At 71.7% G+C, this 22,068-nt stretch carries 22 protein-coding genes; 5 read left to right on the forward strand and 17 right to left on the reverse strand.

What is annotated here, in order from left to right:
* Nucleotides 1-51: 51 nt before the first annotated feature.
* Nucleotides 52-714: a class I SAM-dependent methyltransferase gene (locus Mco01_RS08920; RefSeq protein WP_204056405.1), complete on the forward strand. Its 663-nt coding sequence runs from the start codon at nt 52-54 to the stop codon at nt 712-714.
* 9 nt (nt 715-723) lie between these two features.
* Here the strand turns inward: Mco01_RS08920 and Mco01_RS08925 are convergent, their stop codons facing one another.
* The 4 genes from Mco01_RS08925 to Mco01_RS08940 form a co-directional block, all read right to left on the reverse strand.
* The gene (locus tag Mco01_RS08925) at nt 724-2,130 is read right to left on the reverse strand and encodes a right-handed parallel beta-helix repeat-containing protein (protein WP_204056406.1); all 1,407 of its coding nucleotides are present in this window, start codon (nt 2,128-2,130) and stop codon (nt 724-726) included.
* Nucleotides 2,131-2,310: 180 nt separating this feature from the next.
* The gene (locus Mco01_RS08930) at nt 2,311-3,228 is read right to left on the reverse strand and encodes a right-handed parallel beta-helix repeat-containing protein (protein WP_204056407.1); all 918 of its coding nucleotides are present in this window, start codon (nt 3,226-3,228) and stop codon (nt 2,311-2,313) included.
* Nucleotides 3,225-4,127, reverse strand: a complete 903-nt coding sequence (locus Mco01_RS08935; protein WP_204056408.1) for a Gfo/Idh/MocA family protein — start codon at nt 4,125-4,127, stop codon at nt 3,225-3,227. The genes Mco01_RS08930 and Mco01_RS08935 overlap by 4 nt, the downstream gene beginning before the upstream one ends.
* Entirely contained in the window at nt 4,124-4,924 is an 801-nt protein-coding gene (locus Mco01_RS08940; RefSeq protein WP_204056409.1) for a 2OG-Fe(II) oxygenase, read from the reverse strand. Before Mco01_RS08940 ends, Mco01_RS08935 begins: the two co-directional genes overlap by 4 nt.
* Nucleotides 4,925-5,102: 178 nt before the next feature.
* On the opposite strand from Mco01_RS08940, the gene Mco01_RS08945 reads away from it, so the two are divergent.
* Together Mco01_RS08945 and Mco01_RS08950 are read left to right on the forward strand one after the other, a co-directional pair.
* Entirely contained in the window at nt 5,103-6,023 is a 921-nt protein-coding gene (locus Mco01_RS08945) for a glycosyltransferase family 2 protein (RefSeq protein WP_204056410.1), read from the forward strand.
* A gap of 69 nt (nt 6,024-6,092) precedes the next feature.
* A complete protein-coding gene (locus Mco01_RS08950; protein WP_239103445.1) occupies nt 6,093-6,632 on the forward strand; it encodes a dTDP-4-dehydrorhamnose 3,5-epimerase family protein in 540 nt (179 codons plus the stop codon).
* Here the strand turns inward: Mco01_RS08950 and Mco01_RS08955 are convergent.
* The 3 genes from Mco01_RS08955 to Mco01_RS08965 are packed head-to-tail and all read right to left on the reverse strand — an operon-like array spanning nt 6,588 to nt 9,651.
* The gene (locus Mco01_RS08955; RefSeq protein ID WP_204056412.1) at nt 6,588-7,979 is read right to left on the reverse strand and encodes an O-antigen ligase family protein; all 1,392 of its coding nucleotides are present in this window, start codon (nt 7,977-7,979) and stop codon (nt 6,588-6,590) included. The genes Mco01_RS08950 and Mco01_RS08955 overlap by 45 nt on opposite strands.
* Nucleotides 7,980-7,989: 10 nt before the next feature.
* Nucleotides 7,990-8,724, reverse strand: coding sequence for a hypothetical protein (locus Mco01_RS08960; protein WP_204056413.1), 735 nt, complete (start codon nt 8,722-8,724; stop codon nt 7,990-7,992).
* Between the two features lie 3 nt (nt 8,725-8,727).
* Nucleotides 8,728-9,651 carry a hypothetical protein gene (locus Mco01_RS08965; protein WP_204056414.1) on the reverse strand — a complete coding sequence of 308 codons (924 nt, stop codon included), beginning with the start codon at nt 9,649-9,651 and terminating at the stop codon, nt 8,728-8,730.
* Nucleotides 9,652-9,854: 203 nt separating this feature from the next.
* Here Mco01_RS08965 and Mco01_RS08970 point away from each other — a divergent pair, with 203 nt between their 5' ends.
* The gene (locus tag Mco01_RS08970; RefSeq protein ID WP_204056415.1) at nt 9,855-11,009 is read left to right on the forward strand and encodes an acyltransferase family protein; all 1,155 of its coding nucleotides are present in this window, start codon (nt 9,855-9,857) and stop codon (nt 11,007-11,009) included.
* 39 nt (nt 11,010-11,048) lie between these two features.
* Here the strand turns inward: Mco01_RS08970 and Mco01_RS08975 are convergent, their stop codons facing one another.
* Genes Mco01_RS08975 through Mco01_RS09020 form a run of 10 tightly spaced genes read right to left on the reverse strand, consistent with a single transcriptional unit; the run spans nt 11,049 to nt 21,313 of the window.
* Nucleotides 11,049-11,945, reverse strand: coding sequence for a 2OG-Fe(II) oxygenase family protein (locus Mco01_RS08975; RefSeq protein WP_204056416.1), 897 nt, complete (start codon nt 11,943-11,945; stop codon nt 11,049-11,051).
* Between the two features lie 60 nt (nt 11,946-12,005).
* A complete protein-coding gene (locus Mco01_RS08980) occupies nt 12,006-12,863 on the reverse strand; it encodes a hypothetical protein (protein ID WP_204056417.1) in 858 nt (285 codons plus the stop codon).
* A gap of 49 nt (nt 12,864-12,912) precedes the next feature.
* Entirely contained in the window at nt 12,913-13,800 is an 888-nt protein-coding gene (locus Mco01_RS39745; protein ID WP_204056418.1) for a glycosyltransferase family 2 protein, read from the reverse strand.
* Nucleotides 13,801-15,357, reverse strand: a complete 1,557-nt coding sequence (locus Mco01_RS08990) for an oligosaccharide flippase family protein (protein ID WP_204056419.1) — start codon at nt 15,355-15,357, stop codon at nt 13,801-13,803.
* Nucleotides 15,358-15,375: 18 nt separating this feature from the next.
* Complete coding sequence (locus Mco01_RS08995; protein WP_204056420.1) at nt 15,376-16,401, reverse strand: hypothetical protein; 1,026 nt, start codon at nt 16,399-16,401, stop codon at nt 15,376-15,378.
* Nucleotides 16,398-17,663, reverse strand: coding sequence for a DUF4910 domain-containing protein (locus tag Mco01_RS09000; protein WP_204056421.1), 1,266 nt, complete (start codon nt 17,661-17,663; stop codon nt 16,398-16,400). The genes Mco01_RS08995 and Mco01_RS09000 overlap by 4 nt, the downstream gene beginning before the upstream one ends.
* Nucleotides 17,660-18,679 carry an NAD-dependent epimerase/dehydratase family protein gene (locus Mco01_RS09005; protein WP_204056422.1) on the reverse strand — a complete coding sequence of 340 codons (1,020 nt, stop codon included), beginning with the start codon at nt 18,677-18,679 and terminating at the stop codon, nt 17,660-17,662. Before Mco01_RS09005 ends, Mco01_RS09000 begins: the two co-directional genes overlap by 4 nt.
* Complete coding sequence (locus Mco01_RS09010) at nt 18,670-19,326, reverse strand: PIG-L deacetylase family protein (RefSeq protein WP_239103446.1); 657 nt, start codon at nt 19,324-19,326, stop codon at nt 18,670-18,672. The genes Mco01_RS09005 and Mco01_RS09010 overlap by 10 nt, the downstream gene beginning before the upstream one ends.
* Nucleotides 19,323-20,102: a glycosyltransferase family protein gene (locus tag Mco01_RS09015; RefSeq protein WP_036325421.1), complete on the reverse strand. Its 780-nt coding sequence runs from the start codon at nt 20,100-20,102 to the stop codon at nt 19,323-19,325. Before Mco01_RS09015 ends, Mco01_RS09010 begins: the two co-directional genes overlap by 4 nt.
* On the reverse strand, nt 20,099-21,313 hold the full coding sequence (locus Mco01_RS09020; protein WP_204056423.1) for a class I SAM-dependent methyltransferase: 1,215 nt from the start codon (nt 21,311-21,313) through the stop codon (nt 20,099-20,101). Before Mco01_RS09020 ends, Mco01_RS09015 begins: the two co-directional genes overlap by 4 nt.
* Before the next feature lie 176 nt (nt 21,314-21,489).
* Here Mco01_RS09020 and rfbC point away from each other — a divergent pair, with 176 nt between their 5' ends.
* Nucleotides 21,490-22,056 carry a dTDP-4-dehydrorhamnose 3,5-epimerase gene (rfbC, locus tag Mco01_RS09025; protein ID WP_204056424.1) on the forward strand — a complete coding sequence of 189 codons (567 nt, stop codon included), beginning with the start codon at nt 21,490-21,492 and terminating at the stop codon, nt 22,054-22,056.
* The last annotated feature ends 12 nt before the right edge of the window (nt 22,057-22,068 follow it).

Here is a 22,068-nt window from a genome sequence, read left to right on the forward strand (position 1 = left end):
GCGATCTGGGATGGTTGAGGTGATCGTCCCGGCGCCCGAGGAGCCCACCAGATGAGCCGCCTGAACGCCCTCCGCAGCCGTTTCGTCGACGCTCCCGACTCGCTCGGGGCCAGGGCCCGCGCCCGGCGCTGGGCCTGGTTCGCCGAGTGCTTCCCCGATCTCGGCCAGATGAGCGTCATCGACCTCGGGGGGACGGCCAGCGCGTGGTTGCGGGCGCCGATCCGGCCGGCGCGCGTGCACATCGTCAACCTGGACGCGCCGCCGGCCGACCTGCCGTCCTGGATCCGGGCCGACGTCGCCGACGCCTGCGACCTGCCGGCGCCGATCCGGGGCACGACCTACGACCTGGTCTACTCGAACGCCGTGATCGAGCACGTGGGCGGGCACGTACGCCGGCAGATGTTCGCCGACGCGGTGCACGGCCTGGCGGAGCGCCACTGGGTGCAGACCCCGTACCGGTACTTCCCGGTCGAGCCGCACTTCCTGTTCCCCGGGTTCCAGTTCCTGCCGCTGACGGCCCGCACCGAGATCCTCCGCCGCTGGCCGCTCGTCCACACGCCGACCTCCGAGCGGGAGGCGGCGCGGCAGATCGCGATGGAGGTGGAGCTCCTCAGCGTGACCGAGATGCGGCACTACTTCCCGTCCTCGCTGATCCGCTTCGAACGCCTCGCGGGGCTGGTGAAGTCGGTGATCGCGCTCAAGCGGAAGCCGTGAGCGGGTTCCTCAGGGGGTGACGGCGCCGCCGTCCTCCCAGGTGTTGCCCTTCCATACGTTGCCGGAGCCGTCCTCGTCCCAGTAGGCGACCGGCCCGGCCTGCCCGCCCTTCGGCCAGACGCTGCGGCTGAAGACGTTGTCGATCACCTTGACGTTCGCCGAGGTGCCCTTGGTGCCCGCCCCGGCGTACAGTGACCAGCCGCCGCCCGCCAGGAGGTTGCCCTCCACCGTCACGTCACGGATGACGCCGAAGTCCTGGAACAGGGCGATCGCGCCGGTCTGGTCGAGCGTGTTGACGACGGTGTTGTGCCGGATGACGAGCTGGGTGCCCTTCGCGGGCGTGCTCGTACTCATGATCATGTCGGTGTGGTCGCCGGAGTAGTACTTGGGGTCGTGGACGTAGGAGTCCTCGATGAGGCCCTGCTCGGTGCAGATGCCGTTCGAGATCGTGTGGATGTCGACCCGGCGAATGGTGATCATCTTGCCCTGGTTCAGGATGCCGAACTGGGTGCGGACCTTGCCGTTCCCGAAGACCTCGGAGTCCTCGACCGTAAGACCCGAGCGGCCCTCCCGCTGGATGATCCCCCAGTAGTCTTGCTGCCCGTGGACCCGGGTGTTGCGGATGGTCACGTTGTCGGCGTCCACGGTGATGTCGCCGTAGACGTCCAGCCCGTCGACGACGGTGCCGTCCTTGGTGATGACGAGCGCGTCGGAGCGTTTGAGGGTCACCCCGCCTGGGACGCCGGTGGTGTCGGCGCTCGGCCACTCGCCCGTCCGCGGCGGCGTCGGCTCACCCGAGGGCGTCGGCGTGGGGGTCGGCCGGCTCGGCGTGGGAGTCGGGCTGTGCGAGGGGACGGCGGTGCGCGACGGGCTCGGCGACGGCGTGGGGCTGTGCGACGGGCTCGGCGTGCGCGACGGCGTCGGGGTGCTCGACGCAGTCGGCGTACGCGACGGGCTGGGAGACGGGCTGGGGCTGTGCGACGACGGGCTGGGGGACGGGGTGGGGCTGTGCGACGGGCTCGCCGTCACGGTGGGGCTCGGCGACGCCGTCGGGGTCGGCGACGGGACGGGCCGGTGCGGCCGGTGCCGGTGCCCGCGCGGGGGCCAGGGGAACCACCAGGTGGGCGCCGGCCGGGCGACGACCGCGTGTCCGCCGCCGGCGCTCGCCGTGCTCGCGTTGCCGCCCCGGCCGGCGGCGGCTCCGGACGACAGCGGATGCGCCTCGCCCGCGGGCGAGGGCCGCGCGCCGGACTCCGGCTCGTCGTCTCCCCCCCACGTGTTGACGTCCGTCAGCGCCGCCAGCTTGTCCGAGACGTCCCCCGCGCTCACGCCGCATCCGACGCCGGCGAAGGCGACCACCAGCCCTGCCGCGGCCAGCAGACCAGCCGTTCCCCCGTTCCCATGGCTCCGCCCCACAGTCGACTCCTTCCGGATCGGCAGTTGTGCCGACTGCCCGCCTCCTTATGAAGGCTCGTTGGGGAGGTTAGCCATATCGAGAACGACAGGTGGACGATTCTCTCAAACGATCTCAATTTCATCTCATTGTGCGAGAGCCTCAAATTACCCAAATGCCCCAGCAGCCGCAGGTTAAGGGTATTAATCGGGTTTAACGGGCCGGCCGTCATCCCATTTATTGCCCTGCCAGACGTTCCCCTGCCCGTGCGCGTCCCAGTACGCCACCGGGCCCGCCTGGCCGCCCTTCGGCCACACCTTGCGGCTGAACACGTTGCCGATCACCTTGACGTTCGACGAGGTGCCCTTGACGCCCGCCCCGGCGTACAGCGACCAGCCACCGCCGGCCAGCAGGTTGTCCTGCACGGTCACGTCGTGGACGACGCCGAAGTCCTGGAACAGCGAGATCGCGCCCGTCTGGTCGAGCGTGTTGACGGCCGTGTTGTGGCGGATGATCAGCTGGGTGCCCGGAGCGGGCGGCCCGGACGACATGATCATGTCGATGTGGTCGCCCTTGTAGAGCTTCGGGTCGTGGACGTAGCAGTCCTCGATCAGCCCCTGCTCCGTGCTGATGCCGTTCGAGATCGTGTGGATGTCCGCGCGCCGGACCGTGATCATCTCGCCCTGGTTGAGGATCCCGAACTGCGTGCGCTCCCTGCCGTTCCCGAAGATCTCCACGTCCTGGACGGTCAGGCCCGAGAAACCCTGCCGCTGCAGGATCCCCCACCAGCCGGGGATCCCGCGGACGCGGGTGTTGCGGATGGTCACGTCGTCGGCCTCGACCGAGATCTCGCCGTGCACGTCGAGGCCGTCGATGACGGTCCCGTCCCTGGTCACCCTGATCGACCCGGACGGGCGAAGGGCCGTGCCGGGGGGGACGCCGGTGGTGTCCGGTCCCGGCCACTCCCGGGCCTCGGGGCTCGCGGGCACCCGCGCGCTCGGGGACGCGGCCGGGCCAACGGCCTTCCCCGGAGGGCGGCCACCCGTGTCGGACGTCGCCGCCTGGCATCCCGACACCAGCGTCAGCGCGACGGCCCCCACCACCGCCGAGAGCCGCCTCACGAGCCGTCGCCGACGCCGCGGAGCTGCGATCGCGCCTGCTCCAGAAGTCGTTGCAGATGGAGGCCGTGATGGACGTCGACGGTGTGCGGCACTCCTGACCTGACGGTGGCCGCGAACTCCGACCGGACGTTCTCCCGGGTCGGCGCCGAGTCGTCGGCCAGCTCACGGAAGTCGAGGACGAGGGCACCCTCCCGCCCGTACAGCTCCATCGTCTTGTGGTGCCCGTGCGGCGAGCCGATCGAGCCGCACAGTGCGAGCTGGCTCACCGCGCCCTCCCCCTCGTGCACACACGTCAGCGCCATGTACCCGTGCGGATCTCCGACCGCCATCACATCCTTCACCGTCCCCAGCGCCGCGTCGAGGAGGTCGAGGGCGTGGAACCCGAAGTCGTCGAGGACGCCCTGCCGCCTGCGCCAGGGGGTGGCGTAGGCGGCGGAGAAGAGCTCGTCGGTGAGGTGACGCGCCTGGGCGCCGCGCGCCCGGAACCGCCGGGCCCGGTCCAGGAACTCGCGCACCTGGGGCCGGTACCGCCGGGTGAGCATCAGCTGGGTCGGCACGCCCGCCGCGTCGACGGCCTCCGCGAGCGCCGTCGCGCCGGCGAGGTCGGGGGCGAGCGGCTTCTCCAGGAGCAGGGCCCGCCCGGCCCGGGCCGCCCGGACGGCCATGGACACCTGCACCTCGGGGGGCACGGCGAAGGCCACGGCCTCACACGCGTCCAGCAGCAGGTCGTAGTCCGCGAACGCCGGAACGGCGAAGCGCGCGGCCACCTCGCGCGCCCGCTCGGGCCGGCGCGACCACACGCCGGCCAGACGCGTCTGCGGGCCGGCGGCGAGCATCGGCGCGTGGAACCCCGAGCCCCAGGGACCGGCGCCGACGAGTCCGACCGCTACCGGTCTCACTTGCGGGCGAGCAGGTCCACCAGGGCGGGGGGCGTCCACCGCTTGACCGTCTGCCGGAAGCTGCTCTTCCACTCCTCGCCGGGCCGGCGCTTGAACACGGTGGTGTGGTCGTCGCCGGTCTCCTCGTCGGGACGGCCGTTCGTGTAGTAGTAGAGCGCCATGGAACGGCGCGCCCGGTCGTCGGGGCAGGTGAGAGGATCGGGGTGCCCGTGGTTCGCGTCGTCGGTGGTGGCGAAGACCACGAACCGGTTGAAGACGGGCAGGATCTTGTGCTCGCAGCGGGTCATGTCCACGTCCCAGAGCTGCAGGTGCCCGCCGTAGCTCTCCTCCCAGTCCTTGTTGAGGTAGAGCAGGCCGTTGAGGCGCCGGTCGAGGTTGAGCCTGCGGTGCCGGTTGAAGTCCGCGTGCACCTTGAGGAATCCTCCGGGCCGGATCTGGTGCAGCCCGCCGCCCTCGAAGTGGGGGTCGGAGACGAGCTGCTCGATGCCGGTCAGCCGCTCCAGGAACTCGACGAAGACCTGGCCGTTGAACTCGGCGAGCAGGTTCCGGGTGGCCGGGCCCATCCGCTCGGTGTCCGACAGCGCCAGCTTGATCTCGCGCGAGCTGTCGAACTGCTGCCAGCTCGCGTCCCGGGGCTCCGGGAACTCGTCGAGCACGGGCTCCAGCGCGCCGGGCGGGAGGAAGTCGTCGATCACCACGTGCCGGAAGGGCTTCGCCTCGAGGAAGGAGACACGCCAGCGGTCGGCGAGCGGGAACAGCTCCTCCCGGCGGAAGGTGAACGTCTCGGTCTCCTGCATCCGCTTCTCCATCCCGGCCCGCTCGATTCGAAGGGCCCGCCAGGCTCCGGTCTGAATATCGCGCGGGGAATCGACATCCGTTACAGCCCGATTGGAACGCTCGAAGGGTGGATTGCGGGGCCGTCCCCGCCGCCCTAGCATGCGCCTGGCGGAGACTGTCCGACTGCCGGAGGACCGCATGCCCGAGACCCCGCGGATCGCGGTCGTCATCGTCACGTACAACAGCGCGCCGGTCCTGGCCGGCTGCCTGGAGTCGCTGCCGGCCGGCGCGCGCTCGACCGGCCTCGTCAGGGTGGTCGTCGCCGACAACGCCTCGCGGGACGAGTCCGTGGCGATCGCCGAGCGGGCGGGAGCGACGGTCGTCCAGGTCGGGCGCAACGCGGGCTACGCGGCGGCCATCAACGCCGGGATCGCCTTCCTCGACCGATCGGGGGATCTCGACCGGCTCGACGCGGTCGCCGTGCTCAACCCCGACTGCCGGGTGCGGGAGGGTGCGCTGGCCCGCCTCGCGGACGCGCTGCGCGCGCCCCGCCGCGGCATCGCCGTCCCCCGGCTGGTCACCCCTGAGGGGCACACGTACCCGTCGTTGCGCCGCGCGCCCACCGTACTCGGCGCGCTGGCCGAGGCGCTGGTCGGCGGGCGGCTGGCGGGCCGGATGTGGCGGCTCGGCGAGGTGATCGCCGACCCGCGCCGCTACGAGACGGCGGGCCGCGCCGAGTGGGCGACCGGCGCGGCCATGCTCGTCTCCGTGCCGGCCATCCGGGAGCTCGGGCCGTGGGACGAGTCCTTCCTGCTGTACAGCGAGGAGACCGAGTTCGCGCTGCGCGCCGGCGACCGCGGCTGGATCCTCTGGTACGAGCCCGAGGCGGTGATCGAGCACATCGGCGGCGAGGCGAACGTGAACCCGGTCCTCGCCGCGCTGCTCACCACGAACCGCGTGCGGTTGTTCAGAAGGCGGCGCGGTCCCCTCGCCTCGTCCGCGTTCTTCATGGCCGTGGTCCTCGGCGAGGCGGTCCGGACCCTCGTGGGGCGCCGGACCGCACGGGCGTCCCTGGTGGCCCTCCTGCGGCCGTCGAGACGCCTCCGGGCGCTCCCCTGACGACGCCCGGACGGTCCGGGAGACCGCCGTAACGGAGAGGCGGCGGGCCGCGACTACACCGGTGTGAAAGTGACGCGACTCGCCATCGAGGGCGTGCTGCTGTTCGTCCCCGTGCCCCACCACGACGAGCGCGGCTTCTTCACCCGGACCTTCGACGCCGCCGTGGCGGCCGAGCAGGGACTCGACCCGGCCGCCTTCATCCAGGACAGCCAGTCGCGCTCCCGCCAGGGGACGATCCGCGGCATGCACGGCCGCTCGGGCAGAGGCGAGGCGAAGCTCGTCCGCTGCGCCCGCGGGGCCGTCCTCGACATGCTCGTGGACGCCCGCCCCGGCTCCCCCACCTTCGGGGAGCAGGTGTCGGTGCTGCTGGACGACGAGACCTTCGCCCACCTCTACGTGCCTCCCGGCATCCTGCACGGCTACCAGGCGCTGACCGAGGCCGACGTCTGCTACCGCATCGACCGGGAGCACGACCCGGCCGAGGACCTCGCCGTACGGTACGACGACCCCGATCTCGCGCTCCCCTGGCCGCTGCCACCAGGCGCGATCAGTCGTCGCGACCTGTCAGCCGGATCCTGGGCCGACCTGCGCGCCCGCCTCACGGCGTAGCCCGGACGCCGCGGCCCCGTCACCGGTGCGCGCGGCCGCCTGGGCGCGGTTCTCGTCCTTGACGGTGCGCAGCAGGGCGCCCGCCGCCCCGATCAGCAAAAACATCAGGCTGGTCACGCCCGGGTAGGAGAGCAGGTCGAACGTGGCCGCGGTGACGAGCGGGACCAGCAGGCACGCGGCGACGGTGAGGGCGAGGTTGCGGACGTTCGGGTCGCCGCTCAGCCGGCGCGCGCGCAGCGCCGTCGCCACCCCGCAGGCGAGGATGCCGACGAACGCGACCACGCCCACGATGCCCGTCTCCACCAGCGAGAGCAGGTACTCGTTGTCGAACACCTGGTGCTTGTACGGGTACCAGGTGCCGAGCCCGCGGCCGAAGATCGGGTATTTCGCGACCTCCAGCAGCGCGAACGGGTAGTCGTGCGTGCGGTAGAGGATGCTGTCGTCCGAGGTGGCGTTGGCGAACAGGTTGTAGAAGGTGCCGAGCAGGCCCGGGGCCGCCGCCTTCATCACGACCAGGAACACGGCGAGCGCCCCCAGCGTCGCCAGCCACCGCCTGACCGGCCACCCGGGGAACAGCGTCAGCGCGATGACGACCAGCCCGATCACCGCCGACCTGGACACCGAGAACATCAGCCCGGCCGCGATCACGGCCGTGGCCAGCCACCAGCGCAGAGCCGGTTCGCCCCGGCTGCCCGCCCGGAAGGCGTAGTGGGCGCCGAAGGGCAGGATCATCGCGCAGACGACCCCGAGCTCGATCGGGTGGCCCAGCGTCCCGGCCACCCGCCGCAGGTCCGCCCTCGACATCACGGTCTCCGTGCCCTCCACCGAGGTGTGGCGGAAGCCGGGGAGCGTCATGTAGGCGGTGGGGTCGAAGTTCAGCAGGTACTGGAAGGTGGCGACCACCGACACCACGACGCCCGCCACCACGATCGTCTTCATCACGAAGTCGAGCCGGTCCCGTCCCCGAACGCCGTCGCAGACGACGAGCACCAGGCCGACGTAGCCCACGAACAGGACCAGGGAGTGGTCGGCGAGGTTGAGCTCGTCGGAGCTGAGGTATCCGAGCGCGCCGAAGCCGTAGCAGGTCAGCAGCGCCATGCCGAACGCGAAGATCCCCGTGCGGACGGGGTTCGTCCCCTTGGCCGCGCCAAGCGTGGAGGTGAACTGCGCGAACAGCCAGACCAGGAGGAGGACGAGGGCGAGGATGTCGGCGAGCGACAGCGACATCGGCAGCCCGCGCAGCACCAGGCGGGCCGGGATGAGGAACAACGCCAGCACGAACAGGCAGACGAGCGTCGCGCCGTCGGCCCGGCGGGGCGTCGCCGTCTCCAGCGTCTCGATGGCCACGGCGCGCCGATCAGCGCCGCAGCAGCGGCCGGGCGGCCGCCCGCAGGCCGTGGGGGACGGGGACGCCGTTGACGGCGAGCGGGGGCTCCTCGCGGCGGGCACGGCGGGCCTGGGCCATGCTCTCCACCGCGAACGCGGCGGCCATGGCGAGGAACAGGCCCATCGCCAGCGCCACGAACGCCGCCCGCAGCCTGCTTCCCGTCTTCTCCTCGGGGGTGGTCGGGGGCACGACCTCGAGCGCCTTGAGGTAGGTGGCGGGGGGCGCGCCGAGCGCCCGCTGCTGCTCGACCAGCTTCTCCTGCGCGAGCCGGTTGAGCCGCACGACCACGTCGTACGCCTCCTGGGGCGTGGGGGCCTCGGAGGAGATGACCACGAACGGCACCGTGATCATCAGCTCGGGGTTGGTCGTGCCGTTGCTGACCTTGAACGTCGTCCGTCCGCCGGGCCGCACCCCCGCCTTCTCCGCGATCTCCGCCGTGTTGAGCCCCTGGATGAGGATCGACGCGGACAAGCCCAGCCCGCTGTCGATGTTGACGATGGGGTTGACCACGGGATTGGGGAACTTCGGATCCGCCGGCACGCTCCCCCCGTCCCGTGGGACCGTGAGCGCGAGGGCCGAGGAGGAGACGTAGGTCTTGGGGAACTTGACGTAGACGCCGGCCGCGCCGGCGAGCACCAGCGCGAAGACCGGGAAGGTGACGTACCACCTCCGGAAGAGGACGAGGACGGTGGCCCAGAAGTCCATGCCTCAGTCCTTGTCGTCGTCCGCGCGCGTGTCCCTGACCACGCTCACGAACCGGCGGTCGATGCCGTTGGGCGGCGTCTCGTCCGCCTCCGGCCCTTCCGGCCCGTCCTTCACGACGGCGATCTCCTGGGTGTCCCACAGGATCGGGTCGGCGTCGTCCGGGAGCGCGTCGTCGTGGCCGGCGGTCTGGAGGACCGCGGGACGCGGCTGCTCCGGCGACTCGGCGGCGGCGACGTCCACCGGCCGCGCCTCCTCGTCGGGTGTCACCGCGTCTTCGGAACGGGGGCGGGCGGCCCTGCGCCGCAGCGCGTACGCGCCGGCCAGACCGGCGCAGGCGACCAGGAGGCCCGCTCCGACCGCGCCCTGCCACCGCGCCGACTCCGACGCCTCCGGACGGGACGCCGGCACGATGTTGGCGACCGTGAGGAAGGTCGTCGGCGGGGCGCCGAGCGTCTTCTGCCAGCCGATCAGCTCCTCGCGCACCCGGCGCTGCGCGTTCGCCAGCACGGCCGAGGCGGTCCCGGGGTCGCGCGCCTGCACCCGGATGTAGATGTACGGGCCGGTGATGTCGAGGACCTTGGGGTTGCTGCGGCCGTCGTCGATCGTGATGACGGTCGGCCCGTCCTTCGGAGCGCCGAGCTGCGTCCACACGTCCTGCGTGTTCATGGACTGGATGACGATGCTCGCCGCGGTCTTCAGCGCGTCGTTGAACTGCAGCAGGGGGTTGGCGCGCTCGAGCGGCCGGTTGGGGTCCTTCGAGGAGACGCCGCCGTTGACCGGGGTGGCCAGCACCAGCGAGGTGTCGGCCTCGTAGGTGGTCGGGACGAGGAAGAAGGCCGCCGCGCCGGCGGCGATCGCAAGGGCCAGCAGGGGGAGCGCGATCGTCTTTCTCAGGGCGAGACCGGCGATCGTCTTCCAGAAATCCACGTGTCCCCCCGGCCTCGTCAATAGCCTTCGGCCTGCCACCAGACGTCCGGAACCTTACGGGGGGAAATCGTCGGGGTCCGCTTTCCCGTTACACCGTTCCGGCAGGGGCCCGTATCCGATCGCGCCGCCGATCGTTACGTCCGCCGCCGTCGCTCCGATATACGTTGCGGCGGTCGGTCCGGACGGCGACGGGAGTACGGCGGATGGAGCTCCACGCGGACCAGGCGACGGTCCCGTCCACCTCGGCCGCGCCCGCGAGGGCCCGTCCCTCCCGGCTCGCCGGCCTGGACGGCATCCGCGGCCTCGCCGCCCTGTTCGTGGTCCTGCACCACTGCTGGCTGCTCTCCTATCCCGGCTTCCCGGTCAACGGGGGGCCCGCGTGGGCCGGGTGGCTCGTCTACGGACACCTGGCCGTGGTGGTCTTCATCGTCCTGTCGGGCTTCTCCCTGGCGGTGTCCCCCGCGCGGTCGGGATGGCGGCTGGACGGCCTGCGCCGGTTCGCCTACCGGCGGGCCTGGCGGATCCTCCCGCCGTACTGGACGGCCCTGCTGTTCAGCCTCGTGGTGGCCTGGACGCTGATCCCGCAGCCGGGACAGGGCAGTCCCACGCTCAAGTCGGTCCTCGTGTACGGCCTGCTCGTGCAGGACCTGTTCGGGTCGCCGAGCCCCAACGGCGTCTTCTGGTCCATCGCGGTGGAGGCCCAGCTGTACGTGGCGTTCCCGCTGATGCTGCTGGTCCTGCGACGGGCCGGGGCGGCCGCCCTGGTCGGCGGGGTCACCGTGATCGTCGCGGCCGTCGGGCTGCTCGCGCCCGCCGTCCCGGCCGTGGACCTATTCATGCGGCTGACCCCGCAGTTCGCCGTGCTGTTCGCGCTGGGCGCGGTCGCGGCGGGCGTGGAGCGGGCGCACGGGTCGCGGTGGGTCCCCCGGCTGCCCTGGCTGGCCCTCCTCGCCGCGGTCCCGGTCCTCCTCATGATCGTGGCCGGCGGCCCGGTGTGGGTCGTCGGCCACTACTTCTGGGTCGACCTGGTCGTCGGCCCGGCGGTGGCGCTGCTGCTCGCGGCCGTCGCGAGCGGCCGCCCGCGGCCCTTCGTGCGGCTGCTCGACACGCGGGCCCTGCGCCGGCTGGGCTCGTTCTCCTACAGCCTCTACCTGATCCACGCGCCGATCCTCGTGGTGCTGAACCGGCTGGTCCTCGCGCCGCGGCTCGCGCCGGGCCTGCCGGTGTTCCTGACCACGCTGGCGATCGGCGTGCCGCTCAGCCTGCTCGCGGCATGGCTGTTCGCGTCGGCCTTCGAGCTCCCGTTCCAGCGCCACCGCGGGTGGCGGGCGCTGTGGACCGCGCTGCGCCGCGGGTAGGGCGGTCACCGCACCCCAGCGGTCACCTCACCCCGGCGGTCACCTCACCCGGGCGAGCGCCTCGGCCTCGTACTCCTCGGCGAGCTCGGACGGCATGGGCGTGAGGTCCGCGGCCCGCCTGAAGTCGCGCAGCGTGGTGCCCGCGCACCGGGCGTCGACGTTCGGCGCGCCGAGGCGGGCCCGCACGTCGTCGATGTTCACGGTGCGGAAGTCGATGCTGAAGCGCGTCCGCCCCGAGGTGTTCGGCACGGTGGAGTGCAGGTGCGCTCCGGAGAACATGAGGAAGCCTCCGGGCTCCGGCACCACCCGCAGCTGTGGCTCCAGCTCGATGACCTCCTCGGGCCTGGGCTGCTCGCGGGTGTCGCTGTGGACGTGCGCCGCCGCGGTCGGCCGGCCGACGGCCGTCCAGTCGGCGTAGTCGTACCGCTCGCTGCCGTTCGCCACGGGCCGGGCGAAGTACTGCGTGTGGAAGGCCATCACGTTGTCGGCCGACACCGGATAGATCGGCATCCACCAGTTGACCTGGTTGAAGGGCGCCGAGTACCAGCAGTCGCGGTGCGCGTGGTAGGCGTACGAGATGCCGGAGGTGAGGTACTCGTCCGACGTGGACGTGCGCAGCCGCGGCACGTCGAAGTAGGTGCGGTCGAGAGCGCAGCCGGCCTCGGCGAGCACGAGCGGCAGCAGCCGCGCGCACTCGGGATGGTGGATGAAGCGCGGCTTGAGGTCGGCCAGGAGCGCCACGTAGTCCTCGACGGGCAGCTCGAACTGAGCCGTCTCCGGGTCGAGGCCCTGGAACGCCTCCTCGATCAGGGCGCGGGCGAACCCGATCAGCTCGACGGACGCGGGGGTCGCCGAGTAGACGAAGATTCCTCCCTCGTAGATCGTGCGCCGGCGGGCGTCGTCATCGGCTCCGCTGTTGGAAAAGAGCGCGGTCATAGGGAGTGCCCCTCATCTGCATATTGTTCACTCCCTATCTCGTCCGCATCCTCCCGTTCGTTACACCAGCGGGAGCTCCGTCTCGCTGTCGGGCCGCCCGACGTACCGGCCGTAGTCGGGGTGGTCGAAGCGGTGCAGCGCGTAGATGTTGTCGTTCCAGGGAGCCGCCACCGCGCGCTTGTGGCGCAGGCCGTTGATCGGGGCCAGCTTCAGCGCCGTGTTCGCCTCGTTGAACTCCCGGATCGCGCAGAGCTCGCCGACGAACTCGTTGTGCAGGATCTGGTCGTCGTCGCCCACGGTGTCGTCCAGATAGCAGAAGACCCGGGGCAGGAAGTATTTGTGGTCGCCGGCGAACACGCCCAGGGCCGCCGCCGTGGACGAGTAGAAGTCCACGTCGATGGAGACGAAGCCGATGGGCGCCGGCCGCCTGTCGTCGAGGAACTCCCTCGCGGTGTCGGCGATGTTCCCCAGGATCAGCACCGCGTCGGGCAGGCGCGCCTGCAGGGCGTCGACGTCCATGCTGAAGTCGCCCTCCCGCCAGATGTACGGCAGATCGCGGTGGTCGGTCGGCTTCGGCAGGCCCGCGCCGGTGTCGAAGCCGTACACCTCGATGTGCACGCCGGTCGCGGCCGACGCCAGCCGCGCCTGCCGGCTCATCTCGACAAGGCCGGCGCCGCCCGCCACGCCGAACTCGATCACGCTGATGCGGCCGACGCCCAGCCGCCGGGCCAGCTCGGCCGCCTGCTGCACGCCGTACGCGTAGTGGGGCCGGGGGAAGAGGTCGAGCGCGCAGCGCAACTCGTACGAGCCGAACGGCAGCCGCCGCATGACGGCGAGAGGCACCCGGCCGGGCTGCATGAGCAGCCGCGTGACGCGTACCAGGAACCGGTCGAACCCGCTTCGCGGCGAGGACGTCATCAGGGATCCGCCTTTCGTCTGGTGCAGATCGGTTCGGTCGGCCCGGGGGTCATCCCCGGATGAGGCGGACGGCGAGGCCGGTGAGCTTGCGGCCGCGGTGGGCCACCATCTGGCGCTGCCGGCGTCCGTAGATGCGGGCGAGCAGGGCCCGGGCGCGGCGGCGCTGGTCGGGGGTGAGGTCGACCGTGCTGAGGCTGCGGTACATCGCGCGGAACTGGAGCGTCGTGGCGAAGTGCGCGGTCCAGGCGGGCGCGCCGATCCCCCGGGCGATCTGCGAGAGCCGCCGCAAGCGCAGGCTGCGATGCGCGAGCGCCTCGGGCACGTGGCCCCACGGCCCGGCCAGGGCCAGCATGGTCGCGTAGACCTCGTCCTCACGGATCATCACGGGGCGCGGGATGGCCGCCACCGCCTCGCGCCGCATCATGCCGTACAGCGGGTCGAGGCGCATGTGCTCGGTCGTGACCGCCTCCCACAGCTCGGTCAGCCGGTCGACCGGGTCGTCGGAGAGCATCCCGGCGCCCTCGTAGGACGGCTTGTGCACCGAGCCGTCAGGCTCCGTGTAGGTCATGTCGGTGGTCACCAGGATGAGCCGACCGTCCGTGAGGAACGGCTCCAGCGACCGGGACACGCACTGTGGTTCGAGGAGGTCGTCGTCGCCCATCCACCGGAAGAACTCGCCCCGCGACCGGCGCAGCACCTCCACGAAGTTCCCCACCACGCCGACGTTGCGCGGCTGGCGGTGGTAGACGACCCGGCCGTCCTCCCTCGCCAGCGCGCGGCAGAACTCCTCGGTGCCGTCGGTCGACGCGTTGTCGGAGATCACGAGCTCCAGCCGCTCGTGATCCTGGGCCAGCACCGACCGCACGGCCGGCTCCATCCGGTCCGCGCCGTTGCGGACCGGCATGCCGATGGAGACGAGCTTGTCGGACCCTGGCATTCAGCTCTCCTTGGACGTCGCCTCGGCCGGCACGGGGTGGGGGCGCACGAGCGCCGCGCGAAGCCGCCGGACGGCCTGATCCCGCACCATCCTGATCTGCTCCATCGGCACCACGATCAGGACGTAGACCAGGAAGCCTGCGCCGCCCGCCACGGCGAGCTGGAGGAAGTCGCTGCCCCGCGTCAGCGCGGCGAGGGCCGCGGTGACCGCGCAGGAGACCGCGGCTCCAGCCAGCGGCCGTACCAGGGAGGGCAGGATGGGGGTCAGCCGCACGCCAGCGAGGCGCACCGCTGTCATCGCGAGCGGGAGCGCGACGAGCAGGGCGGCGGCGGTCTGGCCGATCGCCGCGCCCCGGATGCCGTCCAGGTGGGTGCCGACGATCACAGCGGGGATCGTGGCGGCGCCGTACCCCAGGTTCATCCAGACGGTCGAGCGCGTCGCGCCCCGGCCGTTGAGGATGTCCAGGGCGAGGGAGGTGAGCATGCGCAGCACCATCAGCACCGCCAGGAACCGCAGGACGCCCGCGGACTGCCCCCACTTGTCGCCGTACAGGTAGTGGATGAGCGGGTGCGCGAGCACCCCCATGAGGACGGCCAGCGGCAGGACGGCGGCGACCAGGAGCGGCACGGTCTTCTGGACGCCGATCGACAGCGACGCCTCGTCGCGCTCCGCCAGCCGCGAGAACCCGGCGATGGAGACCGAGCGGATCGCGGTGCCGATCAGCCCCGGCACCCAGCTCGACATGTTGAACGCCATCAGGTAGAAGCCGAGCCACACCGGCCCCATGATCGCGCCGACGATGATGTAGCCGACGTTGAGGAGCACGACCTCCAGCGCGATGCCCGCCGCGGAGGGGATCCCGAACCAGAGCAGCTTCGCCGCGGTCGGCCGGTCGAATCCCATCCGCCACGGCAGCCGGGCGTAGACGAGCATGAGCACGCCGGTCACCACCGCGCCCGCGACCTGCCCCCAGGCGAAGCTGTACGGCCCCGCGCCGTTCGCGGCCAGGGCGATCGCCACGGGGGCGTTCACCAGGAACCCGGCCAGGACGGCCTTGGAGCTCTTGCCCACGTGGAACCGGCGCAGCAGCGTCGCGCTGCGCACCGCGGTGATCGCCTCGATGAGGATGACCGAGGTGAGGATCCGGACGACCGGCGTGGCCTCCGCGCTGCCCGCGAGCGCCGAGAAGTACGGCGCGCCCACCCAGAAGACCGCGTACAGGGTGACGGCGGAGATCATGGAGAGGGTGGTGGCGGTGGGCGCGACGTCCTCCAGCCTGCCCCGCCACTGGACGACCGCGGCCATGATCCCGATGTCCTTGACGACCATGACGAACTGGGTCGCGGCCAGGGCCACCGCGAAGATGCCGAAGTCGGCGGGGGACAGCAGACGCGCCAGCACCAACCCCATCAGGAAGGAGCCCGCGCGCGTCGCCAGGGCGCCCAGGAGGCTCCAGCCGAACCCGCGGCCGGCCTTGCGGCCGATCGCCTCGAGGTGCTCGGCGTCGGCCTCGGCGGAGGACCGCTCGCCGGTCTCCGCGCCCTGGTGCTCGTGCATGGCAGATCTCCCCGGTCCCTAGCCGCGCTCGCCGACGCGCTCCAGCCAGATCTCCCGCCAGAACGGGACGAACTCGCGAGGACAGTTGGCCTTGTACACACCCGCGCACACGACGCCGTCCAAGATGATGCAGGGACTCTTCATCTGCAGCATCCGGCCCGTCTTCTCGTCGATGCAGCGCTCGACCCGGGCCCGCACCCGTGCCTCCCGGCCGCAGTACCGCGCCATCTCCTCCTCAAAGCCCATCCCCCGGTTGAGCCGTCCGTTGTTGAGAGTGGCGACGATGGCGTCGCGCGGCTTGACCCGGACGAGGTCGCCGGGCTGGAGGCCGGTCTCGGCCGTCGGGGTCGCGGTGTTCGGTCCGGGCGCGACGAATCCCCATTCCATGCCGTCCCTGAACCGCATCCACGAGGGGAGCCTGCGGCTGATCCGCTGGAACCGGTTGAACAGCCCGAAGAAGACGGTCCGCAGGGTGGCGAGGACCCCCGCGTTGCCGACCCGGACGTCCGTGACGTACTGGCTCAGGTCCCGGAACGGCAGGGGCTCGGGGGCGGCGCGCAGGAGCTCGGTCGCCTGGCAGCGGTAGCGCGTCTCACCGTCCTCGCCGGGCTCCCGCCGCGTGTTGACCTCAAGGATCGGCAGGCTGCGTCCGGGCGCGGGGACGGGCGCCGCGTCGGGTGCCGCGTCGGGCGCCGGCTCGTCCGGGTCGACGCGCCGGAGCCAGGCCTCCTTCCAGTACAGGGAGCACGAGGTCTGGCAGCCGCCGTGCGCCGAGCCGTCGCACCGCGCGTCGACCAGGTGCACCGCGTCCCGCATCCTCCGCATTCCGCTGCCGGTCATCGTGTCGCAGAGCTTGTGCGCGACCTTGTGGACGGTGAGCCGCCGGCCGCAGAAGCGCAGCATCTCCGGCATGAAGGGCAGGCTGTCCAGCTCGCCCTTCTCGTCGAGCGTCGCCAGGATCTCCTCGGCGTCGCGGACCTCCACGACCTCGCCGACCCGCAGGCCGAGGGCCCCCGGTCGCGTGGACGTCTCGAACTGCGTCATCCGGCTGACTCCTTCACCAGTCCCGCGTCATGCAGAGCCCGGGCCGCCTCTGCCACGGCGGCGAACGGAAGGGTGGATCGTTCCGAGATGTCCAGGAGGGTGTGCAGCCCGTCGCTGAGATTCAACACCCACAACATCGCCATCTGCGCCTGTTTCGTATCACTCCGTCCCCCGAGTGATCCGTACAGGCCGCGCCTGCCCAACTGCGGCTCGCCGTACGGGCTCAGGTTCACGTAGGCGCGGTTCCGCTCCAGGATCTCCACGGCCTGGCGGCAGACGTCCAGGGTGTCCTCCATGGCCTCCGGGGAGACGAAGTCGGGGTCGTCGGCCGACGTGTGGTACTCGGGGTAGCCCCCGTAGGGGGTCCTGGTCAGGCTGCCCACCGCCAGGTCGAAGCCGGGCGAGCAGTACTGCCGCTCGTCGTATCCGTAGGGGGAGAAGTCGAGCAGCGTGTGCTCGCGGTCGCGCAGGACGTGCGCGAACACCCGGTCGATCTCGGTGTCCCCCCGCCTGCTGCGCTTGTAGGTGAGCGCGCCGCGGTCCCCGGCGCAGGCGAGCACGACGCCGTGCCTGACGCGGTCCACCCGGTCCCGGTTGCGCGCCAGCCACGTGATCGCGCCGATCGTGCCGGGCGCGAACACGAAGCGGTAGGTGTACCGGCGCTCCTTCCGGCCGGCGAGCCACTGGGCCAGCCGTACCGCCACGGCGACGCCCGCGAGGTTGTCGTTGGCCAGCGAGGGGTGGCACACGTGGCAGGAGACGAGCACCTCCTCCTCGCCGCCGGGGATCACGTGCTCGCCGTACGTCAGGTGCCCGTCGGCGAGCGTCGAGTCCACGCGCACCTCGTACGGCCCGGGTCCCATCCCGGCCAGTGTGTTCTCGCTCAGGCAGAAGCCCCACGTCTCGGCGTAGTAGCTGGTCCGGTAGGGCACCAGGTCGGGCTGGTCCGGCAGCGTGTGCAGGCGCGGGCGCAGTTCGTCCAGGGTCATGGTGGCCGAGACGGGCACGCTGTAGCCGACGACGTGGAGGTTCGACACCGCGAAGTCGACGACGCGGGCGCCGGAGGCGTCCTTGATGTAGGCGTCCCGGATGTTCCACTCCTTGGGGATCGTCCAGTCGAGGACCTGCGTGCCCGTCGGCACCTCGCTGATCTCCAGGGGGATCGACTCGGAGACGATCTCCAGCGTGCGCCGCACCCCGTCGCCCGTGATGCTGCGGCACAGCGGGTACAGCCGCCGCACCAGGGCGTGCATGTCGCTCATGGGCGAAGCGACGTGTCGACGTCGCCCGCCGTCCGCCGGTCGGAGAGCCGGGCGAGACGGGTGAACCGCCGGTGGAAGTCGTCCGCGGTCAGCCCATGCCGGCGGTAGGCCTCGACCAGTTCGAGGGCGCCGGCCTTGACCGTCCAGCGCGCCTCGTACCCGGGCAGCGCGGCACGGACCCGGGAGAAGTCCACACGGTACGAGCGCGGGTCGGCGCCCGACTCCCCGGTGATCACGAGCGCCGACCCGGGCACGGCCTCGACGACCTCGGCCGCGATCTCGGCGACCGTAAGGTTGTTCAGCTCCGTCCCCACGTTGAACGGCTTCGCGTGCACGTTCTCGCGCGGCGCGGCCAGCGCCGCGGCGAAGGCCTCGGCGATGTCGCGCGCGTGGACCAGCGGACGCCACGGGGTGCCGTCGGACAGCACCCGCACCTCCCCGGACAGGTGCGCGTGGCCGACCAGGTTGTTGAGCACGATGTCGGCGCGCAGCCGCGGGGAGAAGCCGAACGCCGTGGCGTTGCGCAGGAAGACGGGCGTGAAGTCGTCGTCCGCCAGCGCGACGAGGTCGTCCTCCACCCGGACCTTGGACTCCGCGTACGGCGTCACGGGCCGCAGCGGCGCGTCCTCGTCGAGGAGGTCGTCGCCGCCCGAGGCGCCGTACACCGAGCAGGTGGAGGCGTACAGGAACCGGCGCACCCCGGCGTCCCGCGCGAGCCGGGCCAGCCGGGTGGAGGCGTGGTGGTTGATGTCGTACGTCAGCTCGGGAGCCAGCGACCCGAGGGGGTCGTTGGACAGCGCGGCCAGGTGGACCACGGCGTCGACCCCGGCGAGGTGACGGGGCTCGACGTCGCGCAGGTCCACCGTGTACGTCTCGGGGTCGGCGGGCGGAGGGCCGAGCACGCAGTCGGCGAACAGCCCCGAGTCGAGCCCGACCACCTCGTGGCCGGCCTCGGCGAGCACCGGGGCCATCACCGTGCCCAGGTAGCCCTGGTGTCCGGTCAGCATTACCCGCATCTGTTCTCCAGGTCGAGGATGAGCTTGTTCACGTGGAAGGCCTCCGCGTACCGGGCGCCGCACTCGATCCCCCGAATGCGGGCGAGGCCGAGGAACGCCTCCGGGTCGTACCAGGGGCGGTGCCGCTGCGAGGGGTAGTGCCGCTGGAGCAGGTCGGCCTTCGCCCGGGCCACCTCGGGGGAGAGCGGCTGGTAGGCCGAGGGACGACCGAGGTCGCCGTCCCACTTGACGATCTCGTAGCCGAGGACGAGATGGTTCCTGAAGGCCGTGGGCACCAGCTCGGCCAGGCCGCGGTGGTCCTGGTGCGCGTCGCCGCGGTGGGGGGCGAGCAGCAGGTCCGGGTCGGTCCTCGCGCGCAGTTCCTCGACGGCGCTCTTGGCCTCGTCCCAGTGGGCAGGCAGCCGTCCGTCGGGCAGCTTCAGAACGGTCAGCCGCAGGTCGGCGCCCGCGCAGAAGGCGGCGAGGGCGGCGCGCTCCTCGTCCTCCCGTTCCGTGCCGCCGCCCGACAGCACCAGCGCGTCCACGCGGACGCCCGGGTGCGCCGCGCACAGCGACAGCAGCGTCCCGCCCGCCCCGATCGCGAGGTCGTCGCAGTGGGCGCCGAGCGCGGCGACCGCGCGCATGCCGCCCGCGCCGAGCGCGATCACTCGCTCTCCCACAGCGCCCAGGGCCGGTGGCCGCGCGCCCACGCCTGGTCGAGCTCCAGCCGCTGGTTGACGGTGTCGCTCGGCCGCCAGTACCCGCGGTGGGGGTAGGCGAGCAGCCGGCCGCGCTTGGCCAGCTCGGCGCACCCGTCGGCGACGAGGTCGCCGTTCTCCGGGATGTGGTCGAAGATCTCCTGGCGGAGCACGAAGAAGCCGCCGTTGACCCACAGCGGCATGTCGCTGACCGGGGTGATCCCGCCGACCCTGCCGTCCTCCCCCACGTCCACGCAGTGGAAGGTGTTCGACGGGGGGACGACCATCATGGAGGCCCCGGCGTCCGTGGCCTCGAACCGCCGGATGATCTCCGGCAGCGGCGCGTCGGTGAGCACGTCGGCGTAGTTCGCCAGGAAGATCGGCTCGTCGCCGAGGTGCGGGCGCACCCGGCGCAGCCGCTCCCCGATGGGCGAGTCGACGCCGGTGTCGACCAGCGACACCGACCAGTCGGAGATGTCGGTGGACAGGAGCCTCACCTTGCCGCCGCGCAGGACGAAGTCGTTGGAGACGGTCTCCTGGTAGTTGAGGAAGAACTCCTTGATGTGCTGCGCGCCGTACCCGAGGCAGAGGATGAACTCCCGGTGCCCGAAGTGGGCGTAGTACCGCATGACGTGCCAGAGCAGCGGGCGGGGACCGACGAGCTGCATCGGCTTGGGCATGCCGCCGCCGGGCAGGTCGCTGCGCATCCGCGTGCCGCGCCCGCCGCAGAAGAGAACGACCTTCACACGATCTCCAGGCGGGGGATGGGGAACACGAGGCGGCCGCCCCAGTCGCGGACGTACGAGAGCTGGGCGGTGAGCTCCTCGCGAAGGTTCCACGGCAGCACCAGCACGTAGTCCGGCCGGTCGACGGCGATCTGGTCGGGCGGCAGGACGGGGATGCGGGCGCCGGGGGTGAAGCGCCCGTGCTTGTACGGGTTCCGATCCACCGTGTACCGCAGCAGATCGGGACGGATCCCGCAGTGGTTGAGCAGGGTGTTCCCCTTGCCGGGGGCGCCGTACCCTACGACGGTCCTGCCCTGGGCGGCGGCGTCGACGAGGAAGGCCAGCAGCTCGCGCCGGACCCGCGCCACCCGGTCCGCGAACTGCGCGTATCCGGACAGCTCATGCAGTCCGGCGGCCTTCTCCCGCGCGAGGACCTCGGCCACGCGCGGGCCCGGCTCGGCTCCCGTGCCGGACGGGCGGGCCCACAGCCGGATCGACCCGCCGTGCGTGGGCAGCAGCTCGACGTCCACCAGGGTCAGGTCGCCGCTCGCCAGCGCCCGCTGGGCCGAGTCGACCGTGTAGTACTGGAAGTGCTCGTGGTAGATGGTGTCGTACTGGTTGAGCTCCATCAGCGTGAGCAGGTGCTGGACCTCGACGGAGACCCACCCGTCGTCGGCCACGAGGGCGCGCAGACCCCGCGTGAACCCGGCCACGTCGGGGATGTGCGCGTAGACGTTGTTGGCCACGACGAGGTCGGCCGGCCCGTGCTCGGCTCGTATGGCCGAGCCGGACTCGGGGGTGAGGAACTCCGTGACGGTCGGCACGCCCGCGTCCCTGGCCGCCCGGCCCACGTTGGCCGAGGGCTCGACGCCGAGGCACCGGATCCCCCGCTCCACGACGTGCCGCAGCAGGTAGCCGTCGTTGCTGGCCACCTCGACCACGAAGCCGGGGCGCAGCCTCTCGACGGCGTCCGCCACGAACCTGCGCGCGTGCTCCACCCAGGAGGTCGAGTACGACGAGAAGTAGGCGTATTCGGTGAAGGTGTCCTCCGGCGTGATCAGCGCCGGGATCTGGGCGAGCCGGCAGTCCGCGCACAACCGCAGGTGCAGCGGATAGGTCATCTCCGGCTCGTCGAGCTGCTCCGCCGTGAGGAACCGCTCACACGGGGGCGTCGCGCCGAGGTCGACCACGCCGATGAGGCTCGCCGAACCGCACAGACGACACGTCGTCATCAAAAGGCCCCCAGGCCGTACGACGGAATTAATACGGGCCTTTTCGGGGACGTGTTCAGGGCGGAATGGGCTGGCAGAAAACGTGCTGGCATTTCCCCCCCAGCATCGGAGTTCGACAGCGGTAATTCGGGTGACGGGCGTGGAGCGTTACACGTCTTGTGTCATGCTTTGCGGCCATGGAGCGGCTGAGCATCGACGGGGCGTGGAGCCATACCCCGCGTATCCACAGCGACGTCCGGGGCGACTTCCTCGAGTGCTTCCGCGCCGGGGACCTGCGCGACGCGATCGGGCACACCATGGAGCTGGCGCAGGTCAACTGCTCGATCTCCCGGCGCGGGGTGCTGCGCGGCATCCACTTCGCGGACGTGCCGCCCGGTCAGGCGAAGTACGTCACCTGCGTCGCGGGACGCGTGCTGGACGTCGTGGTGGACGTCCGGGCGGGCTCGCCCACCTTCGGCGCGTGGGAGGGGGTCGTGCTCGACGACGTCTCCCGGAGGGCGGTGTACCTCGCCGAAGGGCTCGGCCACGCGTTCCTCGCGCTCAGCGAGCAGGCCACGGTCGTCTATTTGTGCTCCCAGCCGTACGCGCCGGAACGTGAGCACGGCGTCCACCCGCTCGACCCGGGAATAGGCATCGAGTGGCCGCTCGGCGAGGAGCCGATACTTTCCCCGAAGGACGCGGCGGCGCCGACCTTGAAGGAGGCGCTGGAATCGGGAATCCTCCCCCGCCACGCCGCTTCCTGAGACGGATGGAAC

Origin of the sequence: Microbispora corallina (assembly GCF_016863035.1) — a bacterium.
Classification (GTDB): Bacteria; Actinomycetota; Actinomycetes; order Streptosporangiales; family Streptosporangiaceae; genus Microbispora; species Microbispora corallina.